The organism is Streptomyces sp. NPDC097595, from assembly GCF_044761525.1.
GTDB classification, from domain to species: Bacteria; Actinomycetota; Actinomycetes; order Streptomycetales; family Streptomycetaceae; genus Streptomyces; species Streptomyces drozdowiczii_A.
Map to the genome: position 1 here is coordinate 66,147 of NZ_JBIWCN010000002.1, position 20,880 is coordinate 87,026.

Below are 20,880 nucleotides of genomic sequence, written 5' to 3' on the forward strand. Positions count from 1 at the left end.
GTACCGCCGCGTCTACGGCCGGTAGATCGTGCCCGGCACCGGCTCGGCGGGGGCCATCAGCTGGGGGACCGTCACGAAGGTGTAGCCCTGCTTCTTCAGCGTGTCGATGATCCCGGGCACGGCGGGCACGGTGCCCTTGTAGATGTCGTGCAGCAGGATGATGCCGTCCTTGCTCGCCTGGTCGACTATCCGCTTCCTGATCAGCGCCGAGTCGGTGGTCGAGTAGTCCTTGGCGGTGGCGCTCCACAGGATCTGGGAGAGCCCGAGGTCCTTGCAGATGCCGGAGATCGTGTCGTCGGTGCGGCCCTGCGGCGGGCGCATCAGCCGGGGCTTCCTGCCGGTGATGTCCGCGATGGCGTCCTGCGTCTTCTCCAGCTCGGCCCGTATCTCGGCCGGCTTCCGGTCGGTCAGGATCTTGTGCGACCAGGTGTGGTTGGCGATCTCGTGGCCCTCGGCGGCGAGCCGCCGCACGGTGTCAGGGTGCTTCTTGACGTGGTTCTTGCCGAGCAGGAAGAACGTCGCGTGGACCTTCTTCTCCTTGAGGATGTCCAGCAGACGGGGCGTGTCCTCGGCCGGGCCCGCGTCGAAGGTCAGGGCGATGCACTTGGCCTTGCGGCAGTCCACCGGGCCCATCGGCCCCTTGGCGTCCGATGCGGCGTCGTCGCGGGCCGAGCCGGGCGCGGTGGTCTCCATCGTGCAGCCGCTCAGCGTGAGCGTGAGCGCCGTCACAAGAGCGACGCCCAACCCCGTACCGATCGACTTCCTCTTACTGGGCACGGCGTGCCACTCCCTCCCGTGAACGAACGCACTGGTGTGCAACCTGGAGCGGCGACTATACCTGCGATGTATACACCGGGTGCATAGTGGGGTGGCCCGGACGCGACGGAGCCCGGTGACGGGGTACGTCACCGGGCTCCGCAGGGTCGGGAACTATCCGTTGGCGAGTGCCTGTACGCGGTCGAGGGCGCCGTTGAAGTGGTTGTGGTCGCCCACCGTCGGACCGGAGGACGTGTACTGCCAGATCGTGTAGAAGCCCCAGCCGGCCGGGAGCGTGCCGACCGTGGTGTTGTAGCGGGCCACCCACAGCGGGTTGGTCGTCCCGAAGCTCGCGTTGTTGCCCGTGCAGGACTGCCACCAGCTGGTCGCGGTGTAGATCACCGCGTCGCGCCCGGTGCGCGCCTTGTACGTGTTCACGAAGTCACGGATCCACGAGACCATCTGCGCGGCGGTCTTGCCGTAGCACTGCGCGCCGTACGGGTTCCACTCGATGTCGAGCACGCCCGGCAGGGTCTTGCCGTCCTTGGACCAGCCGCCCCCGTGGTCCACGAAGTAGTTGGCCTGGACGGCGCCGCTCGTGGTGTCGGGCGTGGCGAAGTGGTACGAGCCGCGGATCATCCCGACGTTGTACGAGCCGTTGTACTGCTGCGCGAAGGAGGGGTTCGTGTAGTACGTCCCCTCGGTGGCCTTGGTGTAGGCCCACTTCACGCCGCTGTTCCAGAGCGTCGACCAGGCGACGTTGCCCTGGTGGCTGCTGACGTCCACGCCCTCGGTCTGGGCGGCGCGGCCCTCGACCGGCAGACCGCCCTTGCCGTCGTGGGCGATGACGCCCATGCCCATGGTGGCGGTGCCGCGCGCGGGTGCGGTGGGGTCGCCGCCCGCCGCGTTCGAGGCGCCGGGGAGCGCGATGAGGAGGGAGAGGGCTGCGAGCAGAGTGCCGGCCGCGGCGAGGCGTGGGCGGCGGGACTTCGTGGAGCCGGATCTGTGCACGGGCATTGCGTGCCTCCGAGACCTCGGTGGGGGGATCTGCTGACCCGGGAGGCGCCGCACGGCGACCCCGGCGGCATGCCATGGTGTGGACATGCCATGCATGACGCTACGCACGTAGACCCGTGCGGCGGAAGAGGGCCTGGGCGGCGCCGTTGGTCTACTCCTGCGAAATACTGGCGGAGCTGCGGTGATGACCGTCGGCGGAAGAAACTTTCATCTGCGGGAAAGCTCTTGAGGGGAGTTGACGTGCACGGGAGCGAAAGCGGACGTGAACCCGGCGCTGCCGGCGGAAGTGGTGTGGACCACGAATTCCTCGCCCTGGAGCTGGAGTTGGCCGTCTTTCTGCGCCGGGCGCGGGCCAATTCCGGCGAGATGGCGCGCGAGGTGCACCCCGAACTGGAGGCGGCCGCCTACGGCCTCTTCGTACGCCTGGAATCCGCGGGCCGACAGCGGGCCACCGATCTCGCCGTCTACTTCGGCGTCGGCAAGGCCACCATGAGCCGCCAGCTCCGCGCCCTGGAGGCGCTCGGCCTGGTGGCGCGCGAGCCCGATCCGGCCGACGGGCGCGCCTTTCTCGTGCACCTCACCGAGGAGGGGCTCGCCCGCTTCCGGAGCGTCCGCGACGCCCGCCGCGACCGCTACGTCCGCAAGCTCGCCGACTGGGACCGCGCCGAGGTCGCGGAACTCGCCCGCCTGCTGCACCAGCTGAACGCGAGCGCCGAGGACTGAGCGCTCGCGGGGCTCACGGCCGCCGGGGGCCTACAGGCGTACGTACGCCGCCGTCGCGTCGTCGTGGGTCTTGCCCCGGAGGTGCTTACGCTCCGTGTCCGCGGCCTCCAGGGTCCGGACCCGGTCGATCAGCGCCTGCGGGCCCTCCTTCTCCAGGACCGCCAGGCACGCCGCCCAGTCGCCCTCGCCGAACATCTCCGTCCAGCGGCTCGCCCCGTCCGTCAGCGCGGCCAGGGCCCGCACCCCGGCGCGCGGCGTCCGCCCGGTCACCGCGCGCTCCGCCACGGCCGGGTCGGCGGCGGCCGTGAAGAAGCCGCCCTCCTTGTTGCGCGCCCGGGCGTCGGCCACCGCGTCCGAGACCAGGAACTCCCGGGGCAGCCGGTCGAGCCGGTCGTCCAGGACCGCGCGGACGCCCCCGTCGGGCGCTTCGAGGAGCAGCACCGAATCGGACAGCACCAGGTGCTCCACCTCGGCCTCGTCCCAACGCACCACGACGACGGTTGCCTGTGGCGTACGTACGTGAGAAAGGTCACAGGTCGAGCGGTGGGCGTCCGCGGTGCGCCGGATGGACTCCGCGAGGATCTCCCGCAAGGTCAGATCCCGCCGCGAACCGGACAGTTCGACCAGGGCCCCGCCCAGCCGGGCCGTGAACCACGGAACCGGGTGCACACAACCGGCATCGCCCTGCGGCGGGGTCACGCCGTCGAGCAGCACGAGCCCGCCGCCCTGACCGGAAGCGGGGAGGACCGAGGCCGTCCAGTCCTCGTTCGGGCGGTCCGGAGCGCCGGGGGCGGTCGCGAGTTCGATGCGCATCCCGCCAGTCTGCACGATGCCTTCACTTTGCCTGCACGGCCCCGTGATTGGTGTGTACCAGCAGGTCAGAGGGGTGGCCGGAGCGGAAGGAATCACTCCGCCCGGAGGTGCGGGCGGGCATCCTGCCAAAGCCCGGGCGGAAGTTCCAGCCGGTGTCCACGCATGGCGCCGGGGCCCGCTGGGGAGACTTGTTCGCCAACTCGGGAGTGTTGTTCACTCGTTCGTGTGGCGGAGCGGTTGATGCGCGCCCCCTCCTGAAAAGCACTGGAATGGTCGGGAGCCGTACCAGGGGGCGGGACGCTCGTTCATGTGACCGTGCGTCACCTCTGCTTCAAGGGCGGACGAGTCGAGATTGCGAGCACCGGTGCAGAAGAAGCGGCCTCGGAGCAAGGGCGGCAGCAACAGCGGTTCCGAGGCGGTGCCGACGACCCCGGCCGAGGGCGGTCGTCGCGTGCGCGTCCGCAGCCGGCTGGTCGCGGGCGTCGCCGTCGTCGGGATCACCGTCATAGCGGCGGGGACACCGGCCGTGCTCGCCGCCTCGTCCGACCTCAACGACTCGCAGCACCTGGTCACCCTCGCCGAACTGAACCAGCAGGCCATCTCCCTGGCCCACTCCCTCGCCGACGAGCGCGACGAGGTCACCGTCTACATCGCGGGCGGCCGCGAGGGCGAGCCGGGCAGCCGGGGCGCCCGCGTCGACCAGCAGGTGGACGAGATCCGCGGGACGGCCCCGGCCGACCTCCTGCGCGACCTGTCCACCATCCCGTCCCTGCGCCGCGACGCGATCAGCGGCAAGGGCACGGCCCTGGAGGCCCACCGGGCGTACTCCGAGGTCATCGCCAAACTCCACGGCCTCGCCGACGAGCTCGCCCGCTCCACCCCGCCGCGCGCCGCCGACGCCACGCGCACCCCGCAGGCGCTCGGCCGGGCCACCGAGGAGGCCTCCGCCGCCCGGGGGCTGCTGCTCGCCGCGCTCGCCGTGCCCCGCCCGGAGCCGGCACCCCCGCGCATCGACCCGTTCACCGGGCTGCCCGTGCGGAGCGAGGACGAGGGCGAGACCAAGGAGGACCGCACCCGGAACGCGCTGAGCGCCGCCGCCCAGCAGGCCCGGGTCGGCGAACTCTCCGCGCTCGCCGACTTCGACCAGTCCGCCGGCGCCACCGCCCGCGACAAGCTCTCCTCCACCGTCACCGGCCCCGAGGTCAACAGCGCCGAGAAGTACCTCGCCGAGCTGACCGACCGTCCCGAGCTGTCCGACTCCGACCTGAAGGTCAGCGACAAGAAGGTCGCCGCGGCCCTCGCCGCCCGCGTCGACCGGATGCGCTCCGTGGAGTCCGCGCTCGGCACCGCCCAGGTCCGGGGCCTCGAACAGCTCCGCGACGACGACGTCACCGCCCTCGAACTGCGCATCGCGCTCCTCGGCGGCTGCTTCCTCGTCGCGATCGCCGTCTCCACCGCCGTCGCCCGCACCCTCACCCAGCCGCTCGCCGTCCTCCGGATCGGCGCCGCCCGCCTCGCCGCTGAACCCGCCACCGCCGAACCGGTCCGCTACACCGGCCGCAACGACGAGTTCGCCCAGACCGTCCGCTCCATCAACGCCCTGCACGGCCGCCTGCAGGAGCTGCTCCAGCAGTTCAACGTGCGCTTCGAGAGCCTGGAGACCGAGCGCGCCGAACTGCTCGCCGGACGCGAGGCGCTCACCGTGCAGCGCGCCGAACTCCAGGTGCGCGCGGCGGACCTGACGGCCGAGCTGGAGAAGCTGCGGAACACCGTCCACCACACCTTCGTCAACCTCTCGCTGCGCACCCTCGGCCTGGTCGAACGGCAGCTCGGCGTCATCGAGTCCCTGGAGGAGCGCGAGCAGGACCCGGAACGGCTCAGCACCCTCTTCAAGCTCGACCACATGGCCACGGTCATGCGCCGCCACAGCGAGAACATGCTGGTCCTCGCGGGCGCGGACCACGGACACGGCCACCAGGGCCCGATCCCGCTGGTCGACGTCCTGCGCGCGGCCGTCAGCGAGATCGAGCGGTACGAGCGGGTCACCATCCAGTCCCTGCCGCCGCACGCCCAGGTCGCCGGGTTCGCCGCCGACGACCTCAGCCATCTGGTCGCGGAGCTGCTGGAGAACGCCACCTCGTTCTCGCCGCCCGACTCCCACGTCCAGCTCTCCGGCTGGCTCCTGGAGAGCGGCGAGGTGATGCTCTCCGTGCAGGACGAGGGAATCGGCATGTCCTCCGTGCGGATGGGCGAGCTCAACACCCGCCTGGCCGACCCGGCGCTCTTCGAGGCCGGCGAGCAGAACGCGGACGGGGCCGGGCTCGGTCTCCAGGTGACCTCACTGCTCGCCGCCCGGCACGGCGTACGCGTGGAGCTGCGCGAGCAGAAGGGGAGCGGGGTGACCGCGGTCGTCGTCCTGCCCGAGGCCCTGCTGCCCAAGGCCCTCCCGGCGGCGACGCCCCCGCCCGTCACCGCCCCGGGCGACGCGCCCACGCTGAACCTGCCGGGCTCGGTGGCCGAGGCCAACTCCAACACCCTGCCGGGCCGCACCGCGTCCCCCTCGGACGACCCGATGATCGCGGCAGCGGAACGGGCCCTCGCGGGCGCGGCGCAGCCGCCCGTGGCGCCGGAGACTCCGGTGACCCCTGAGGTCGTCGAGGCGCCGGAGGCCCAAGAGGCCCCTGAAGCCGACGTGACCCCTGAGGCCCCCGCCCCGGCACCCGCCCCCGAGCCGGAGGCCGAGACCGACCCCGAGCGCACCCTCCAGGTCCGCCTGCCCCGGCCCCCCGAGCCGGCGGACGCCGGCCCGTACGCCATCGGCCCCGACCGTCACGAGCGCGCCGCCGACGAGGCCCCGGCCCCCGTGACCACCGAGGCTCCCGCGCCGGCGGACATCGTCCCCGCCCCCCGTCGGCCCGAGGCCGACCCGGTCACCGACAAGGGGCTGCCCAAGCGGACGCCCAAGGTCGTCCGGCCCGCCGGGGCGCCCGTCGCCGAACGGCGGGGGAGCGTCGACAAGGAGGCCCTGCGGCGCAGGCTCGGCGGCTTCCAGCAGGGCGCCAGGGACGGCCGCCGCGACGTCGAGGCCGAACTCGCCGAAGGCGCGAGCCCCACACGTACCGAGCACGCCGAGCCGGCAGGCCGTAGCGACGGCCGGACCGGAGAGACGGGGGACACAGTCGAGGAGGCACGCAGTTGACTGCGCCCAGCACATTCGGGCTGAGCACCGAGGCCCGGAACCTGCACTGGTTGCTGAGCAATCTCGTGGAGGAGGTGCCAGGGGTCCACTCGGTCACCGTCGTCTCGTCCGACGGGCTGATGCTGCTGTCCTCCGACCCCGGCCACCACAGCGCCGCCGAGCCCGCGGGCCCGCAGAGCGGACCGCGCGGTTCCAGCGCCGACCTGGCGACCATCGTCTCCGGCATCAGCAGCCTCACCGTCGGCGCCGCGAAGCTGATGGACGGCGGCGGCGTGAAACAGACCATGGTCGCCATGGAGGAGGGCAGCGTCTTCGTGATGTCGATCAGCGACGGATCGCTGCTCGGGGTGCACGCCGCCCCCGACTGCGACATGGGCGTCATCGCGTACCACATGGCGCTGTTCGTCGGCCGCGCCGGACACGTACTCACCCCCGAACTCCGCAGTGAGCTGCGCACATCGATGGAGAGCGCCCAGTGAGCCACGCCGCAGCCGGACCCGCCCGCAAACTGCCCGTCCGGGGGGCCGGCAAACGGCCCGCGCGGGTCCGTCCGTACTCGCTCACCGGTGGCCGCACCCGCTTCGGGCACGTCCTGCTGGTCGAGACGTTCGTCGCCGCGCTGGAGGCCCCCGAGGAGCGCCGCGAACTCACCAACGGCAATCTGGCGACCCGTCTGATGCCGGAGCTCAGGGCCATCGTCGAGCTCTGCCGCCGGATGCGTACCGTCGCCGAGATCTCGGCGCTGCTGAAGATGCCGCTCGGCGTGGTCCGGGTGCTGCTCAGCGACTTGGCCGACCAGGGAAAGATCCGCGTGTACGGGACCGGGCACGGCACCGGCCAGCCCGACCGCGCACTGCTCGAAAGGGTGCTCGATGGACTCCGCCGTCTCTGAGTCGCTGTTCGCCCCGCGGCAGCCGGGCCCGGAGGAGCGGCCCGAGGAGAAGCTCCAGCCCTGGCAGCTGGACCGCACCAGGGCCCCGATCGCCACGAAGATCGTGGTCGCGGGCGGCTTCGGCGTCGGCAAGACCACGTTCGTGACCGCGGTCTCCGAGATCACCCCGCTGCAGACCGAGGCCATGATGACCCGGGCGAGCGAGGACACCGACGACCTCAGCGCCACCCCGGACAAGGCCACCACGACCGTCGCCATGGACTTCGGCCGGCTCACGCTGGACGACGACCTCGTGCTCTACGTGTTCGGCACCCCGGGCCAGCAGCGGTTCTGGTTCATGTGGGACGACCTGGTGCGCGGCGCGATCGGTGCCGTCGTCATGGCCGACACCCGCCGCCTCGCCGACTGCTTCCCCGCCCTCGACTACTTCGAGAGCTGCGGGCTGCCGTACATCGTGGCCGTCAACCACTTCGAGGGGACGCCGGGCTTCGCGGCCGAGGACGTCCGGGAGGCCCTGACCGTACCGGCGCACGTGCCGATAGTGATCATGGACGCGCGCAACAGGATCACGGTGGTCGAGTCCCTGCTGGCCCTCGTCGGCCACGCCCTCGACGCCACCCCCGCGTAGCCCCCTCAGCACCACACAACGGAGAACCGCGATGCGGAAGATACTGATAGTCGGAGCCGGTCAGTCCGGACTCCAGCTCGCCCTGGGACTTCAGTCCGAGGGCTACGAAGTCACCCTGATGTCCAACCGCACCGCCGACGAGATCCGCTCCGGCCGGGTCATGTCCACGCAGTGCATGTTCCACACCGCGCTCCAGCACGAGCGGGACCTCCAGCTCAACTTCTGGGAGTCGCAGGCCCCCCGCATCGAGGGGCTCGGCGTCTCGGTCGCCGCCCCCGACTCCTCACGGGCCGTCGACTGGGTCGGCAGGCTCGACGGATACGCCCAGTCCGTGGACCAGCGCGTCAAGATGGCCGGCTGGATGGACACCTTCGCCCAGCGCGGCGGACAGCTCGTCATCCACGGCGCGGCCGTCTCCGACCTGGACTACTTCTCGCGCACCTACGACCTGGTGCTGGTCGCGGCCGGCAAGGGCGAGCTGGTGTCGATGTTCGGCCGGGACGCCTCCCGTTCGCCGTTCGACGCCCCGCAGCGCGCGCTGGCCGTCGCGTACGTGCACGGCATGGGCCCGCGCCCGGAGCACCCCGACTTCGACGCGGTCCGCTGCAACCTGGTCCCGGGTGTCGGCGAGCTCTTCGTGATGCCGACCCTGACCACCTCCGGCCGCGCCGACATCCTGTTCTGGGAGGGCGTCCCGGGCGGGCCGCTCGACGCGTTCCAGGGCATCAAGGACCCCTCCGAGCACCTGGCGAAGACCCTGGAGCTGATGGAGACCTTCACGCCCTGGGAGTACGCCCGCGCCACCAAGGTCGAGCTGACCGACGCCAACGGCACCCTCGCCGGCCGCTACGCCCCCACCGTCCGCAAGCCCATCGGCCGGCTGCCCGGCGGCGGCCTGGTGCTCGGCGTCGCGGACGTCGTCGTCGCCAACGACCCGATCACCGGCCAGGGCTCCAACTCGGCGTCCAAGTGCGCCGCCGCCTACCTCGAATCGATCGTGGAGCACGGCGACCGGGAGTTCGACGAAGCGTGGATGCAGTCCACGTTCGACCGCTACTGGGACACCGCCCAGCACGTCACCAAGTGGACCAACGCCATGCTCGGCGTTCCGCCGGAGCACGTGCTGAACCTGATCGGCGCCGCCGGACAGCTCCAGCCGGTCGCGGACCGCTTCGCCAACGGCTTCAACGACCCGGCGGACTTCGAGAACTTCTTCTTCGAGCCCGAGAAGGCCGACGCCTACCTCGCTTCGGTGGCGGGCCCGGCCGCCTGATCCCGCGTGCCCCCGGCCCCGGTCGTCACGCGCCCGGGGCCGAGGAAGCGCCGTACCCCTCGTCCGAACCGTCCGTCGCACCCTCGGGCAGCTCCGGGCCCTGGTACGAGGCCAGCGGCGAGCCGTCCGGGTCGGGCCGGACCGCCCCCAGCACCGGGTTGGACGCCACGGGCGAGACCTTCACGCTGGTGCCGGGCCGGGGCGCCTGCACCACCAGGCCGTTGCCGATGTACAGCGCCACATGGGTCGCCTTCGGGAAGTAGACCACCAGGTCGCCGGGGCGCAGCGCGTTCATCGGGACCCTGGTCAGCAGCCGCCACTGCTCCTGCGAGGTGCGCGGGATGACGCGGCCTGCGTTCGCCCACGCCTGCGAGGTGAGTCCGGAGCAGTCGAACGAGCCCGGCCCCTCCGCGCCCCACACATACGGCTTGCCGATCTGGCGGACCGCGTACTGGACCGCCTGGCCGCCCTGGGCGGTCGGCGGGCGGGTCGAGGAGAGCGCGCCGGAGGCCACCAGGGCGCTCTGGGCCTGGTCCGTGTTCTTCCGCTCCAGGCCGGAGACGTCGGCGAGCTGGTCGGCGGTGAGCGTGGCGAGCCTCGCCTCCACCTGTTTCAGGCGGGTGCGTACGGTGTCGCGGTCCTTCTTCTTCCGCGCGGCCAGGGTCCGCTGCTCGGCGAGCACCTTGCGGGACTCCTTCGCCAGCTCGTCGGCACGCTTCTCGGCCGCGCCCAGCCGCTGCACGGCCGCCACCCGCCCGGCCGCGAGGCGCTGGATGACCTGGCCCTGGGTCAGGGCGGCCTCCGGGTCGCGCATCAGCAGCAGCCGCAGATACGCGGAGAGCTCGGACCGGCCCTGGTACTGCTCGCGGGCCAGCTGTCCGGCGGCGTCCCGGCCCCTGGCCAGCGAGCGGCGTGCGGTGACGAGGGCCGCGTCGAGCTTCTTCGCCCGCGCGGCCCGCTTCTTCAGCTCCGCCGTCGTGCCGTTGTAGGTCTCGGTGGCCTCTTCGGCCTGCTGATAGAGGCGCTGCAACTCGCTCAGCAGCCCGGCGACCCTGCCGGCCGGAGCGCCGGGCGCGGGCGGCGGGGGCGAGGGGGCCGCTACGGCGGTGGCCGGCGAGACCACGACGACGGCGGCGAGCGCCGCCGTACCGAGAGAACGCACCAGGGTGCCCGACGACACGACATCACCTCCGGAACCGGGGTGAATCGTGCGACTACCCCATGAGTGAGCGCAATTCGTCCATACGCTCACCCGTGCGACGGGGCGATGCAAGAACCCACGGCCGTGGCGGCCCCCACCCGCCCTCCGGATTCGCCCGGAAGGCGGCGGGCGGTGGGCCGGGCGGTGCGGTCAGGCGACCGGGAACGCGTACACCGTGCGGCCGCGCCGGACGATCGCCGTCTTGTCGTACGCCAGCACCTGGTAGCCGGCGTTGACGGTCTCGCCCTCCGGGCCCTGGTCGCCGATGTCCTGGAACTTCCAGAGCCGCTTGCCGTCCGCAGTGGAGAAGACGGTGACCTGGCCGGTGTCGGCCGCGAGCAGGGTGTCGCCGGTGGAGCTGACGGAGAGCACGGCGGAGCCGGTCCCGGCCGCCTCCGTGGAGCGCTGCCACGCCGGCTTCCCGCTCCGGCGGTCGACCGCCCCGACCATGTGGTTGCGGTTCGTGGTGTACAGCACGTCGCCCGCCGGGAGCGACGGGCCGAAGACGGAGCCGTTCGCGGTGGCCTTCAGCGTCCACCGAGCCTTGCCGCCCGGGGTCTCGAAGGCGCGCAAACCGCTGCCCTCGGCCGCGTACAGCATGCCGTCCTTGTCGCCGACCGCCGCCCCGCCGAGGTTGACGTTGCCGAACGTGCGGCTCCACTGGGCCTTGCCGGTCCGGCGGTCGAAGCTGCGGAAGACACCCTTGTTCTTCGCGGCCTTCAGGTCGGCCGGGGTGAGCGTCAGACGTTCCTGCCGTACGACGATGGCGTCCGGCCGGATCGCGATCAGGCGGAGCACGGGCGCGATCGGGCCCACCGCGTTGGGGACCGGAGCCCGCCACAGCTCCTTGCGCTGCACGATGTCGTAGCCGAACAGGTAGGACTTGACGACCTGCTGGTCCTTGCCGGGCTTCTGGCCCTTCTTCGGCTTCGGCGCCTTCACGGTGGTCCGGTGCGAGCCGGTGAACCAGATGGTCGCCCCTTCCGACCCGACCAGCGTGCGGATTGTCATGCCGGGCACGCCCTGGAAGCCGTCGGAGAACGGGACCCGGTGGGCGGCCTTGCCGTCCTTCGCCGACAGCCACAGGAACTCCGTCGGAGTCGCGATGAAGCAGAACTCGTCGCCCGCGGCCAGCGCCGCCTGCCCCTTCGCGCCGTCCGCGTTCTGCCACACCCGGCGGCCGGTCCGCAGGTCGACGGCGCTGGCCTGGCTGTCGTCGGTGAGGACCAGCAGGCGGTCCTTCCAGACCGCGGCGGTCCGGGGGAGCGGATCGGAGTCCGGATGGTTGTAGACCCAGCGCGGCGTCGGGGCGGCCCCCGCGACGCTGGGCCCGCCGGAGGTCGGCGCCGGCTTGGGGTCCGGTCCGGGCTTGTCGTCGTCGCCCGAGGTCAACGCGTACAGCGTCCCGCCGCCGACCAGCAGCCCGGCCACGCCGCCCGCCGCCCCGAACAGCAGCCCGCGCCGGCTGGGCCCGGACCGCCGGGGCTCGGCGGGCGGTGCGACGTTCGGGAGGGGCGCGGGCGGCAGCGGTACGGGGACGGGCTGGGGAGCCTGGTGCTGGTACGGGTGCTGCGGCTGCTGCTGCGGGTACCCGTACCCGGACTGGTCCGGCCACGGAGCGGGCTGCCCCTGCTGCCCGATCGCCCCGAGCTGCGTGGTGCGGGTGTCCGGGATGCCGGCGGACGCGTCCGGGACCGTGCTGCCCCCGGCGACCGTCGGCTGCTGCCACGCGGGCACCGGCGTCGGCTCGTGCCGCGGCGGCACGGCGTCCTGTATATCGGGCTCGGGCTCCGGCCGGGGCGCGGGCGCGACGGCGTCCCAGACGTCCCCGTACGACTTCGGGGGATGGGCACCCCGGGCGCCCGAGGGGTTCTCGTCGGACACCGGATACTGATCGGACACGGGGTTCTCCACAGACGCGTTCTGTACGGGCACGGGCAGGTTCACGGGCGGGGCGGCGCTCACGGGCGCGGCGTCGGACAGCGGCGCGGAGTCCGGCGCCGGGGCGGCGGGGTCGGGCGCCGCATCCGCCAGCCTCCGGGCCTCGGCGCCCTGCTCGGCCACCGCCGCCGCCAGCTCCTCCGGGAGCCAGCCGGGCGCGGCCAGCGCCGCCGCGCCCTCCAGGGCGAGTTCGGCGGCGACCGTGCCCGCCGTGGGGCGGTCGGCCGGGTCCTTCGCCAGGCAGCGGGCGATCAGGTCGCGCAGCTCGTCGGGGACCCCGCCGAGCTCCGGGGCGGCCTGCGCGATGCGGTCGGCGGCCTCGGCCGGGGGGCCGTCCGCCAGCGGGGTCGTCCCGGTCGCCGCGTACGCGAGCAGCAGGCCGAGCACGAAGAGGTCGGAGGCCGGGCCCGCCTCCTCGCCCGCGAGCTGTTCCGGGGTCAGATAGCCGAGCCTCACGGAGAGCCGGCCGCCCGGGCCCGCCGACGCCTCGGCCGCCGCGCCCAGCGGGCCGAAGGCGGTGAGCCGGGGGCCGTCCTCGGCGAGCAGTACGGTCCCGGGCGCGAGGCCGTGCAGGACGGCGCCGGTGGCGTGGACCCGGGACAGGGTCTCGGCGAGGCCCGCGCCCAGTATCCGCACGGCGCGCCCCGGCAGCGGACCGGCGGCCTCTATGGCCTCGGCCAGGGTCAGCGCGGGGACGTACACCGCGGCGGTCCACGGCGCGTCGGCCCCGTCCGTGCGGGTCTCCAGCGGCCCGTCGACCCAGCCCCCGGCGAGCCGGCCGGCGAGGTCCGCCTCCGCGTCGAAGCGGTGGCGGAAGGCGGGCGAGGCGGCGAGCCCGGGCCGGGCGGCGGTGACCACGACGAGCTCACCGGGGTCCGCGCCGCGCGCGAGGTACTGCGCCGCGGCGGCCGTCTCGCGCAAGCGGGCCAGCACGGTGTACGGACCGAAGCGGCCTGGCTCGTCCTGACGCGGCGCCTCCATGGCGCATCCCCCCTCGTGACCGTCCCCGTCCCCATCCCCAGGGACCAGACGTTCGATCCTAGTGGGGCGGTTCCTGGCGCCTGCCGCCCGGCTTGGACCACGGCCACCGGGGCCGCTCGCGTCCCTCGGGGGCGTACTCGTAGATCCAGCCCCGCTGGATGCCGAGCCGCTTCGTGTGACCGGCCGGGGTCCTGCGGTACGTGTGCACCGTGGGCGGTCCGCCGGCCGCGTCCGGGACGGGGACCTCGTACCACTTGGGCGGGTGGCCGGTCGCGCCGGTCAGGACGGGCAGGACCCGGCCGTCCAGCGGGCCGCCGACGAAGGCGGTGTTCTCGCTTCTCACCGGGCCAGTCTGACCGATCGTGGGGCGGGCCCCGTGCGGTCGGTCACTCCGGCGGCAGCAGATGCGCGGCCACGCCGGTCAGCGGGGCCAGCCGGTCCACCAGCCGCCCGGCCGGGCCCTCCACGGTCTCCAGCGGAAGCAGCGCGGCCACGGCGGCCGCGGTCCGCGGGTCCGAGGACGAGGTGACGGCCAGCAGGCCGATGAACTGGTCGACCAGCCAGTCCCGCAGCTCGGCGGCGTCCGGCCGCTTGCCCTCGTCCAGCCAGATCAGCGAGGCGGCCTCGACCGCCGCGATCCAGGTGCGCACCATCATGCTCATCCGGGGCGCGGGTTCGCTGTGCTCGTCCTGGCCCAGGTGGAAGAGGATCTGCTCGGCCGCCGCGCGCCGCACCTCGTCCACGATGGTGGTCGTCCGGGAGGTCTCGGCGACGCTGCCGCCCCGCAGCAGGGCGCTGAAACCGGCGTCGTGCTCGTCCACGAAGGCCAGATAGCGGTCGAGGACGCGGGTCACCCGCTCGGTCGGCGGGCCCTCGGCCGGCTCGGCGAAGCACAGCTTCAGCTGCTCGGCGGCCGAACGGAGCGCCGCCTCGTACAACTGCTGCCGCCCGCCCGGGAAGTAGCGGTACACCAGCGGGCGGGACACCCCGGCCACCGTCGCGACCTCGTCCAGCGAGACCTCGTCGGGGGACCGGTGCGCGAAGAGCGTGAGGGCCGCGCCGAGCAGCTGGGCGCGGCGTTCCTCGACACTGAGTCTTCGGTACGCACGGCCGGGCGGCGCGGCGGCGGCTGGGGTCATGACACCCAGACTAAGCGCACCCACCCTCACGCCAGCAGGCCCGAGCTCTTCCAGAGCCTGCGCCCCACCCCGTTCAGGACGCCGATGTCCTCGAAGAAGTCGGTCAGCCGCTTGGCGCCGGTCTGCATGACCTCCGTGCGGTGTCCGCTGGCCTTGACCTGGGCGACCGCCTCGTGGCGGTCCAGCCCGACGTTCTCGTACACCTGCGGGTTGACGAAGCAGACGGAGAAGACGCGGGCGGCCTGTCCGCAGCTGACGCGGGCCAGTTCGCGTTCCCAGCGGGGCGCCGTCACCATCTGGCGGCGCAGCTCCTCGCGGGCGTAACGGACGTGCCGCGCCTCCTCGATGACGTGGATGCGGGTCACCCCGCGCACCAGGGGCTGGACGCGCTCGTCCGGGAAGGTCAGCCGCTGCATCCAGTCGAGGATCTCCTCGCCGAGGAGCGTCCCGGCGAACGAACCGGGCGTCGTGGACACGCTCTTCAGGACGCGCGCCATGTTGTGGTAGCGGCGCGGCACGGTGTACGTGGGCCCGCCGCCCCAGGTGATCATGCGGCCGAACATCATCGAGTGCCGGCACTCGTCGGCGATCTCGGTGAGCGCGTAGCGGACGTGGTTGCTGGTCGGGGGCTTGTCGTAGACGTGCCGTACGAGCAGCTGCATGAGGATGATCTCGAACCAGATGCCGAGCGAGGCGAGCGAGGCGGCCTCGTGCCGGGCCAGTTCCTGCCGCTGGTCGTGGGACATCCGCCGCCACAGCGGGGTGTCGTACAGCGAGACCAGCTCGGGCGGCCAGAACCACTTGCCGTCCTCGGGCAGCGCGTCCCAGTCGAGCTCCTTGTCGGGGTCGAAGGAGTGCTTGGCGGACGCCTCCAGGAGCCGTTCGGCGATCTGCTCGCGGCCGCGCAGCGGGCCGAGTGCGTCGCGGAGCGTCTGTACGTCGCTTTCGGTCACGGTCGTCATCGCGGATCCACCTCACCCATGGGTTACCGACGGTCACCCGCTATGAGACTGCTTGTCAGCAAGGCCGTCAATCCCTTGTGCGCGACTTGTTGACCGCGCGTCTACCAACGTGTGAACCTGCCAACTGAGCGGGGAGCCCGCCGACTTCCCGGCAGTCGCGAGGCGAAGGAGCCGTCCGTGTCGACCCACGACCTCTACACCACCGCCCCCGAGGAACCGCTGTGGACCGTGCCCGCCACCGGCGCCGCCCGCTTCAGCTGGGACTACGACGACGGCCGCGAGCGCCTCCTCGCCCTGTACCAGAAGGGCAAGGACAAGCAGTGGGACGGCAACAAGCGCATCGACTGGAGCCTGGAGGTCGACCCCGCCGACCCGCTCGGCACCCCCGACGAGGCCCTGACCCTGTACGGCACCCCGCACTGGGCGCGGATGACCGAGAAGGACCGGGGCGAGCTGCGCAAGCACTACACCTCCTGGCAGTTCAGCCAGTTCCTGCACGGCGAGCAGGGCGCGATGATCTGCGCCGCCCGCATCGTGGAGGCGGTCCCCGACCTGGACGCCAAGTTCTACTCCGCGACCCAGGCGATGGACGAGGCCCGGCACGCGGAGATATACGGCCGGTTCCTGCACGAGAAGATCGGGATGCTCTACCCGGTCAACAACAGCCTCCAGGGCCTGCTCGGCGACACCCTGCGCGACTCCCGCTGGGACATGCCCTACCTCGGCATGCAGGTCCTCATCGAGGGTCTGGCCCTGGCCGCGTTCGGCATGATCCGGGACACCACGACCCGGCCGCTGCCCAAGCAGATCCTGGCGTACGTGATGCAGGACGAGGCCCGCCATGTCGCCTTCGGGCGGATGGCGCTGCGCGACTACTACCAGCAGCTCAGCGACGCGGAACGGCGCGAGCGCGAGGAGTTCGTCATCGAGGGCTGCTACCTGATGCGCGACCGGCTCAGCGGGGTCGAGGTCCTGGAGAATTTCGGCATCGGCAAGCAGGAGGCGAAGGAGCTCAGCGAGCACTCCGAATTCCTCCAGCTCTTCCGTAAGCTGCTGTTCAGCCGCATCGTCCCGTGCGTCAAGGACATCGGCCTGTGGGGCGAACGGCTTCAGAAGGCGTACGTCGACATGGGCGTCCTCGAACTCGGCGACTCCAGCCTCGACCTGCTCATGGCCCAGGACGAGGAGATCGCCGAACAGCTCGACAAGGACCGCTTCGAGGCGGAGGAGCGGGCGAGGGTGGCGGAGGTGGCCGAGGCGATCGCACAGGGCGGGGCGGATGGGGCAGAAGCATGACGGCGGCCGCGCGGCCGTCCACGCGGCGGTGGCCACCCGGCTCGCCCTGCTGAGCGACCGCCGCCTCGGGCAAGAGGTCGCAGCGGCCGCCCCACTCGGCTCCGGCATGGGCGGCAGAGCGGCGGAGCTGGACGTCGACGGCACCCGCGTCTTCGTGAAGCGGGTGCCCCTCACCGACCTCGAACTGCGCCCGGAACACGTGCGGTCCACCGCCAACCTCTTCGGGCTGCCGCTGTTCTACCAGTACGGGATCGGCTCGGCCGGATTCGGCGCCTGGCGGGAACTGGCCGCGCACACCCTCACCACGCACTGGGTCCTCACCGGCGCCCACCCGGACTTCCCGCTGATGTACCACTGGCGGGTCCTCCCCGACACCCCGCCGCAGGGTTACATGGACGCGCTCGGCGGCATCGAGGGCGCCGTGGCCCACTGGGAGGGCCACCCCGCCGTACGCACCAGGCTGGAGGCGATCGGCCGTTCCACCGCGAGCCTGGTCCTCTTCCTGGAACACGTCCCGCACACCCTGGACTCCTGGCTCGCCGAGCGCCGCGCCGCCGCCGCGCGGGGCGGCGAGACCCCGCCGTACGCCCGGATCGACGCGGCCCTGCGACGCGGCGCGGACTTCATGAGCGCGCAGGGGTTCGTCCACTTCGACGCCCACTTCCGCAACGTGCTCACGGACGGCCGGTCGATCCGCTTCGCCGACTTCGGCCTGGCGCTCAGCACCGCCTTCGAACTCTCCGCCGAGGAGTCCGCGTTCCTGGCCGCCCACCGGGCGTACGACCGGCACTACGTCGCAGGCGACCTGCTGCGCCACCACCTGTCGGACGAGGTGTACGACGCCGCCTTCCTCCGCGCCTGGCTCGCGGGCACCCGCCCCGCCGCCGTACCCCCCGAAGCCGCCGCCCTCCTGGACCGCCACACCCCGGCCGCCCTCGCCCTGGACGCCTTCCACCACAGCCTCCTGAGGGAGAGCAGACGCACGCCGTACCCGGCTGCCGCGATCGACGAGGCGGCGGGGCGGTGACCTACGCGGGCCGCTCCATACAGACGAGGTCCGCGCGCTCGTCCCATGACGGCACCACGGTGAAGCCGAGGCGTTCGTAGAGCGCGACGGCCCCGGTGCGCCACCGCCAGACCGAGAGCCGCACGGTGCGGGCGCCCGCGCGCCCGGCCTCCTCCAGCGCCCCGCCGAGCAGCGCGGAGGCCACGCCCCGGCCGCGCGCTGCGGGGTCCGTCCAGAGCCGCTTGATCTCCGCCGCCCCGTCGACCGGGCCGGTGACCACGACACAGCCCACCGCCGCACCGCCGTCCCGGGCGACGAGCACGGTGGCGTCCGCGAACGCGCGGTCCGGGGCCTCCGTCTCCCGCCGGTAGCGGTCGGGCAGCCCGGCGGCGTCGGGGACGGGCGCGCCCTTCTCCGCCTCGGTGCACAGGTGGTAGTCGGTGAGCAGCGCGGCCAGGCCGGGCACGGCGTGCAGTGAGCCGGGCGGCGGGCAGTCCACGGAGACGGGGCGGTGGTCGTTCATGGCCCGAGAATCGCATGGTGGGGGCCCGCCCCGGCCGGGCAGGCCCCGGAAGGCGGTGCGGGGGCATGCCGTAGCTTGTGCGGCATGAGCATGCCCCCGCCGCCGCAGGACCCTTACGGTGCACCCCCGGGCCCCTACGGCCCGCCGCAGCCCCAGCCGAACCCGTACGCCCAACAGCAGCCCTGGGGAGCCCCGCAGGGGCCCGCGCCCCAGCCGTGGGGCGCCCCGCAGGGCGCCGCGCCCCAGCCGTGGGGGGCTCCGCCCGGCGGGCCCGGGTTCCCGCCGGGCCGGCGGACCCGGCCCGGGGTGATCGCGGCGGTCGTCGCCGGGGCGCTCCTGGTGGCGGGCGGCGTCGTCTTCGGCGTCGTACAGCTCGGGGACAAGGCCGACGACAAGCTGCCGGTGGCCGGCGGGGCCGACCGAGCCGACGGGTCCGACGGGTCCGACGGGTCCGACGGGTCCGACGGGTCCGACGGGTCCGACGGGTCCGACGGGTTTCCGGCGGCCGAGTACAGGCTCACCGTGCCGAAGACGCTGCTTGAGGGCGACTACACCCTTCAGGCCGACACCTCGGCGACGGACGGCAAGGACATCGAGGAGACGTACGACCCGACCATCCGCGACCCCAAGGCCGTGGTGACGCAGTACACGTCGAAGGACGGCGGGACGCTGATCGTCTCCGGGATGTGGGGGCGTATCAAGAAGCCCGAGTTCTCCCGCGACACGATCCTCAAGGGGGCCGCCGAGGCCGAGGGGATGACCGTGGCGGTGCCCGCGCGGGAGTTCACGCCCGCGGGCTACGGGATCACCGTCGCCTGCGAGGTCGTCCGCTCCGAGGACGGGGGCGTCACCAGCACCCTGCCCATGTGCGCCTGGGGCGACGACAACACCGCCTCCTTCGTCGCCGTCGTCACCGAGGAGACCGCGCTCCAGGACCCGGACAAGGTCGACCTCGCCGAGGCGGCACGCCAGGCCGCGCAGGTCCGCAAGGAGATGCGCGAGCCGATCGGGGCGGGGGCGGCCGGCTGACCGGCCGTTACTGCGAGACCTCGATGATGTTCCCGTCCTTGTCGAGGCTGTGCTCGTTCCAGTACGTCCACCACTTGTCGTCCACGTGCTCCGGGACCTTGCCCTCCGGGTAGCGGGCGTACCCCTTGGGCGGCTCCTCGCCGTCCTTCACGCACGCGCCGCCCGTGCTGCCGACGTACAGCACCGGGTACTCGCCGCCGGAGCACACCGCGTCCGCCGTCGAGCAGGCGGACGTGAGCAGCGCGAACACCGCACTGCCGGCGGCGAGGGCGGCGGTGGTCCGCAGGGATCGGGGACGGCTGGTCGTACGCATCGTGACACTCCTTCAGGGGGTGGCTGTCGGAGTCCAGGCTGCCGTCCCGGGCACCGGACCGCCCTGAGTACACGTACTCATCCACGAGGTCCGCGTACGTGGGCGAACGGCGCACCCGGCCCCCACAGCGCCCGCTCCACCGCCCCCGCCGCGCCCAGGAGTTCCGCGTCCCGACCCCGGGCGGCCACCAGCTGGAGCCCCACCGGGCAGCCGTCCCCGGTGAACCCGGCGGGGACGCTCGCCGCCGGATGCCCGCTCAGGTTGAACGCCCAGGTCAGTGCGGTCGAGAAGGTGTCGCCCGGGCCCTCGTGCCCGTGTGGGCGGTTGGGCGTGACCGGGGTCAGGAGCAGGGGCGTCCGGGCGAAGAAGGCGTCCAGACGGCGGTCGTTCTCCGCGCGCACCTCCGCCTCCGTGGGCCGTACGTCCCCGCCCCGCACCGCCAGCCATGCCGCCGCCGGGTCCAGCAAATCGAAGCCCCCGGTGAGCCGCACGACCCCGGCCGCCTCAAGCCGCCGCACCGCGCCCCGCACCACGGCCGCCACCTCCGGCTCGGTCTCCGCGAAGCCCAGGTCCGGGCTGAAGGCGGCGGACAGCGGCAGCACCGGCGAAACACACGCGTACCCGTCCAGCACGCAGCGCAGATACGCCTCCGCCTCGGCCGCCGACGCCGCCAGCACCCCGGCCGACGCGAGCCCCGACCGGTCCGGCGAGGGCAGCAGCCCGTTCGTCGTCTTCAGGCCGAACACCCCGCACCAGGCGGCCGGGATGCGCACCGACCCCGCCCCGTCGCTGCCCGTCGCCAGCGGCACCAGGCCCGCCGCGACCGCCGCCGCCGAGCCCGCCGACGAACCGCCCGGGGTCCGGTCCGGGCGCCAGGGGTTGACCGTACGGCCGTGCCGCCCGAGGCCCCACGTCTGCCAGTACGTCCCCGGACCGGGCACGGAGGTCGAGCCGACCGGGACACCGCCCGCCGCGATCAGCCGCCGCGCCGCGTACGAGCGGAGGCCGGTGGGGCCCTTCACCGCGAAGGGGAGCCCGGCCAGCGGGAGCCGGGACGCGGCGGGGAGCCGGGCGAGCGCGTCCTCGGGCCAGACGTCGAGGAAGGCACGGAGCCCGGGGTCCTCGCGGTCGATCGAGGCGAGCACCGCGCGCAGTTCCCCGTGCGTGTCTCCGGAAGCGGCCATGGGC

Annotated in this window: 20 protein-coding genes; 9 read left to right on the forward strand and 11 right to left on the reverse strand. The window is 73.1% G+C overall.

Annotation, left to right across the window (positions count from 1 at the left end; genetic code table 11):
• Positions 1–12: 12 nt before the first annotated feature.
• Both ACIQZN_RS02925 and ACIQZN_RS02930 read right to left on the reverse strand, forming a co-directional pair.
• Entirely contained in the window at positions 13–693 is a 681-nt protein-coding gene (locus ACIQZN_RS02925) for a polysaccharide deacetylase family protein (RefSeq protein ID WP_403988433.1), read from the reverse strand.
• Between the two features lie 237 nt (positions 694–930).
• Complete coding sequence (locus ACIQZN_RS02930) at positions 931–1,773, reverse strand: lysozyme (RefSeq protein ID WP_403987568.1); 843 nt, start codon at positions 1,771–1,773, stop codon at positions 931–933.
• A gap of 240 nt (positions 1,774–2,013) precedes the next feature.
• On the opposite strand from ACIQZN_RS02930, the gene ACIQZN_RS02935 reads away from it, so the two are divergent.
• The gene (locus ACIQZN_RS02935; protein WP_403987571.1) at positions 2,014–2,496 is read left to right on the forward strand and encodes a MarR family winged helix-turn-helix transcriptional regulator; all 483 of its coding nucleotides are present in this window, start codon (positions 2,014–2,016) and stop codon (positions 2,494–2,496) included.
• A 30-nt stretch (positions 2,497–2,526) separates the two neighbouring features.
• Here the strand turns inward: ACIQZN_RS02935 and ACIQZN_RS02940 are convergent, their stop codons facing one another.
• Positions 2,527–3,309, reverse strand: coding sequence for a hypothetical protein (locus ACIQZN_RS02940; protein ID WP_403987574.1), 783 nt, complete (start codon positions 3,307–3,309; stop codon positions 2,527–2,529).
• A 364-nt stretch (positions 3,310–3,673) separates the two neighbouring features.
• Between ACIQZN_RS02940 and ACIQZN_RS02945 the strand changes: the two genes are divergently transcribed.
• The 5 genes from ACIQZN_RS02945 to ACIQZN_RS02965 are packed head-to-tail and all read left to right on the forward strand — an operon-like array spanning position 3,674 to position 9,301.
• Positions 3,674–6,508, forward strand: a complete 2,835-nt coding sequence (locus tag ACIQZN_RS02945; RefSeq protein ID WP_403987577.1) for a nitrate- and nitrite sensing domain-containing protein — start codon at positions 3,674–3,676, stop codon at positions 6,506–6,508.
• Positions 6,505–6,987: a roadblock/LC7 domain-containing protein gene (locus ACIQZN_RS02950; protein ID WP_403987580.1), complete on the forward strand. Its 483-nt coding sequence runs from the start codon at positions 6,505–6,507 to the stop codon at positions 6,985–6,987. The genes ACIQZN_RS02945 and ACIQZN_RS02950 overlap by 4 nt, the downstream gene beginning before the upstream one ends.
• On the forward strand, positions 6,984–7,400 hold the full coding sequence (locus tag ACIQZN_RS02955) for a DUF742 domain-containing protein (protein ID WP_018102680.1): 417 nt from the start codon (positions 6,984–6,986) through the stop codon (positions 7,398–7,400). The genes ACIQZN_RS02950 and ACIQZN_RS02955 overlap by 4 nt, the downstream gene beginning before the upstream one ends.
• Positions 7,381–8,028 (forward strand): GTP-binding protein, encoded by a 648-nt coding sequence (locus ACIQZN_RS02960; protein ID WP_403987583.1) that lies wholly within the window; start codon positions 7,381–7,383, stop codon positions 8,026–8,028. The genes ACIQZN_RS02955 and ACIQZN_RS02960 overlap by 20 nt, the downstream gene beginning before the upstream one ends.
• Before the next feature lie 31 nt (positions 8,029–8,059).
• Positions 8,060–9,301, forward strand: coding sequence for a styrene monooxygenase/indole monooxygenase family protein (locus ACIQZN_RS02965; RefSeq protein ID WP_403987586.1), 1,242 nt, complete (start codon positions 8,060–8,062; stop codon positions 9,299–9,301).
• A 25-nt stretch (positions 9,302–9,326) separates the two neighbouring features.
• Here ACIQZN_RS02965 and ACIQZN_RS02970 read toward each other — a convergent pair whose 3' ends face one another.
• From ACIQZN_RS02970 to ACIQZN_RS02990, 5 genes are all read right to left on the reverse strand, one after another.
• The gene (locus ACIQZN_RS02970) at positions 9,327–10,481 is read right to left on the reverse strand and encodes an NlpC/P60 family protein (RefSeq protein WP_403987589.1); all 1,155 of its coding nucleotides are present in this window, start codon (positions 10,479–10,481) and stop codon (positions 9,327–9,329) included.
• A gap of 171 nt (positions 10,482–10,652) precedes the next feature.
• Entirely contained in the window at positions 10,653–13,424 is a 2,772-nt protein-coding gene (locus ACIQZN_RS02975; RefSeq protein WP_403987592.1) for a PQQ-binding-like beta-propeller repeat protein, read from the reverse strand.
• Between the two features lie 58 nt (positions 13,425–13,482).
• Positions 13,483–13,767 carry a hypothetical protein gene (locus ACIQZN_RS02980; RefSeq protein WP_403987595.1) on the reverse strand — a complete coding sequence of 95 codons (285 nt, stop codon included), beginning with the start codon at positions 13,765–13,767 and terminating at the stop codon, positions 13,483–13,485.
• Positions 13,768–13,810: 43 nt separating this feature from the next.
• Positions 13,811–14,563: a TetR/AcrR family transcriptional regulator gene (locus ACIQZN_RS02985; RefSeq protein ID WP_403987598.1), complete on the reverse strand. Its 753-nt coding sequence runs from the start codon at positions 14,561–14,563 to the stop codon at positions 13,811–13,813.
• Positions 14,564–14,589: 26 nt separating this feature from the next.
• On the reverse strand, positions 14,590–15,525 hold the full coding sequence (locus tag ACIQZN_RS02990; protein WP_403987601.1) for a diiron oxygenase: 936 nt from the start codon (positions 15,523–15,525) through the stop codon (positions 14,590–14,592).
• Positions 15,526–15,702: 177 nt separating this feature from the next.
• On the opposite strand from ACIQZN_RS02990, the gene ACIQZN_RS02995 reads away from it, so the two are divergent.
• On the forward strand, positions 15,703–16,821 hold the full coding sequence (locus ACIQZN_RS02995) for a ferritin-like domain-containing protein (protein WP_403987603.1): 1,119 nt from the start codon (positions 15,703–15,705) through the stop codon (positions 16,819–16,821).
• Positions 16,805–17,848 carry a protein kinase family protein gene (locus ACIQZN_RS03000; RefSeq protein WP_403987606.1) on the forward strand — a complete coding sequence of 348 codons (1,044 nt, stop codon included), beginning with the start codon at positions 16,805–16,807 and terminating at the stop codon, positions 17,846–17,848. Before ACIQZN_RS02995 ends, ACIQZN_RS03000 begins: the two co-directional genes overlap by 17 nt.
• A gap of 1 nt (position 17,849) precedes the next feature.
• Here ACIQZN_RS03000 and ACIQZN_RS03005 read toward each other — a convergent pair whose 3' ends face one another.
• The gene (locus tag ACIQZN_RS03005) at positions 17,850–18,350 is read right to left on the reverse strand and encodes a GNAT family N-acetyltransferase (RefSeq protein WP_403987609.1); all 501 of its coding nucleotides are present in this window, start codon (positions 18,348–18,350) and stop codon (positions 17,850–17,852) included.
• 84 nt (positions 18,351–18,434) lie between these two features.
• Here ACIQZN_RS03005 and ACIQZN_RS03010 point away from each other — a divergent pair, with 84 nt between their 5' ends.
• The gene (locus ACIQZN_RS03010) at positions 18,435–19,379 is read left to right on the forward strand and encodes a hypothetical protein (RefSeq protein ID WP_403987612.1); all 945 of its coding nucleotides are present in this window, start codon (positions 18,435–18,437) and stop codon (positions 19,377–19,379) included.
• A 7-nt stretch (positions 19,380–19,386) separates the two neighbouring features.
• On the opposite strand, the gene ACIQZN_RS03015 is transcribed toward ACIQZN_RS03010, so the two are convergent.
• Together ACIQZN_RS03015 and ACIQZN_RS03020 are read right to left on the reverse strand one after the other, a co-directional pair.
• Complete coding sequence (locus ACIQZN_RS03015; protein ID WP_403987615.1) at positions 19,387–19,692, reverse strand: SCO0607 family lipoprotein; 306 nt, start codon at positions 19,690–19,692, stop codon at positions 19,387–19,389.
• Between the two features lie 77 nt (positions 19,693–19,769).
• Positions 19,770–20,876: an amidase family protein gene (locus ACIQZN_RS03020; RefSeq protein ID WP_403987618.1), complete on the reverse strand. Its 1,107-nt coding sequence runs from the start codon at positions 20,874–20,876 to the stop codon at positions 19,770–19,772.
• Positions 20,877–20,880: the final 4 nt, after the last annotated feature.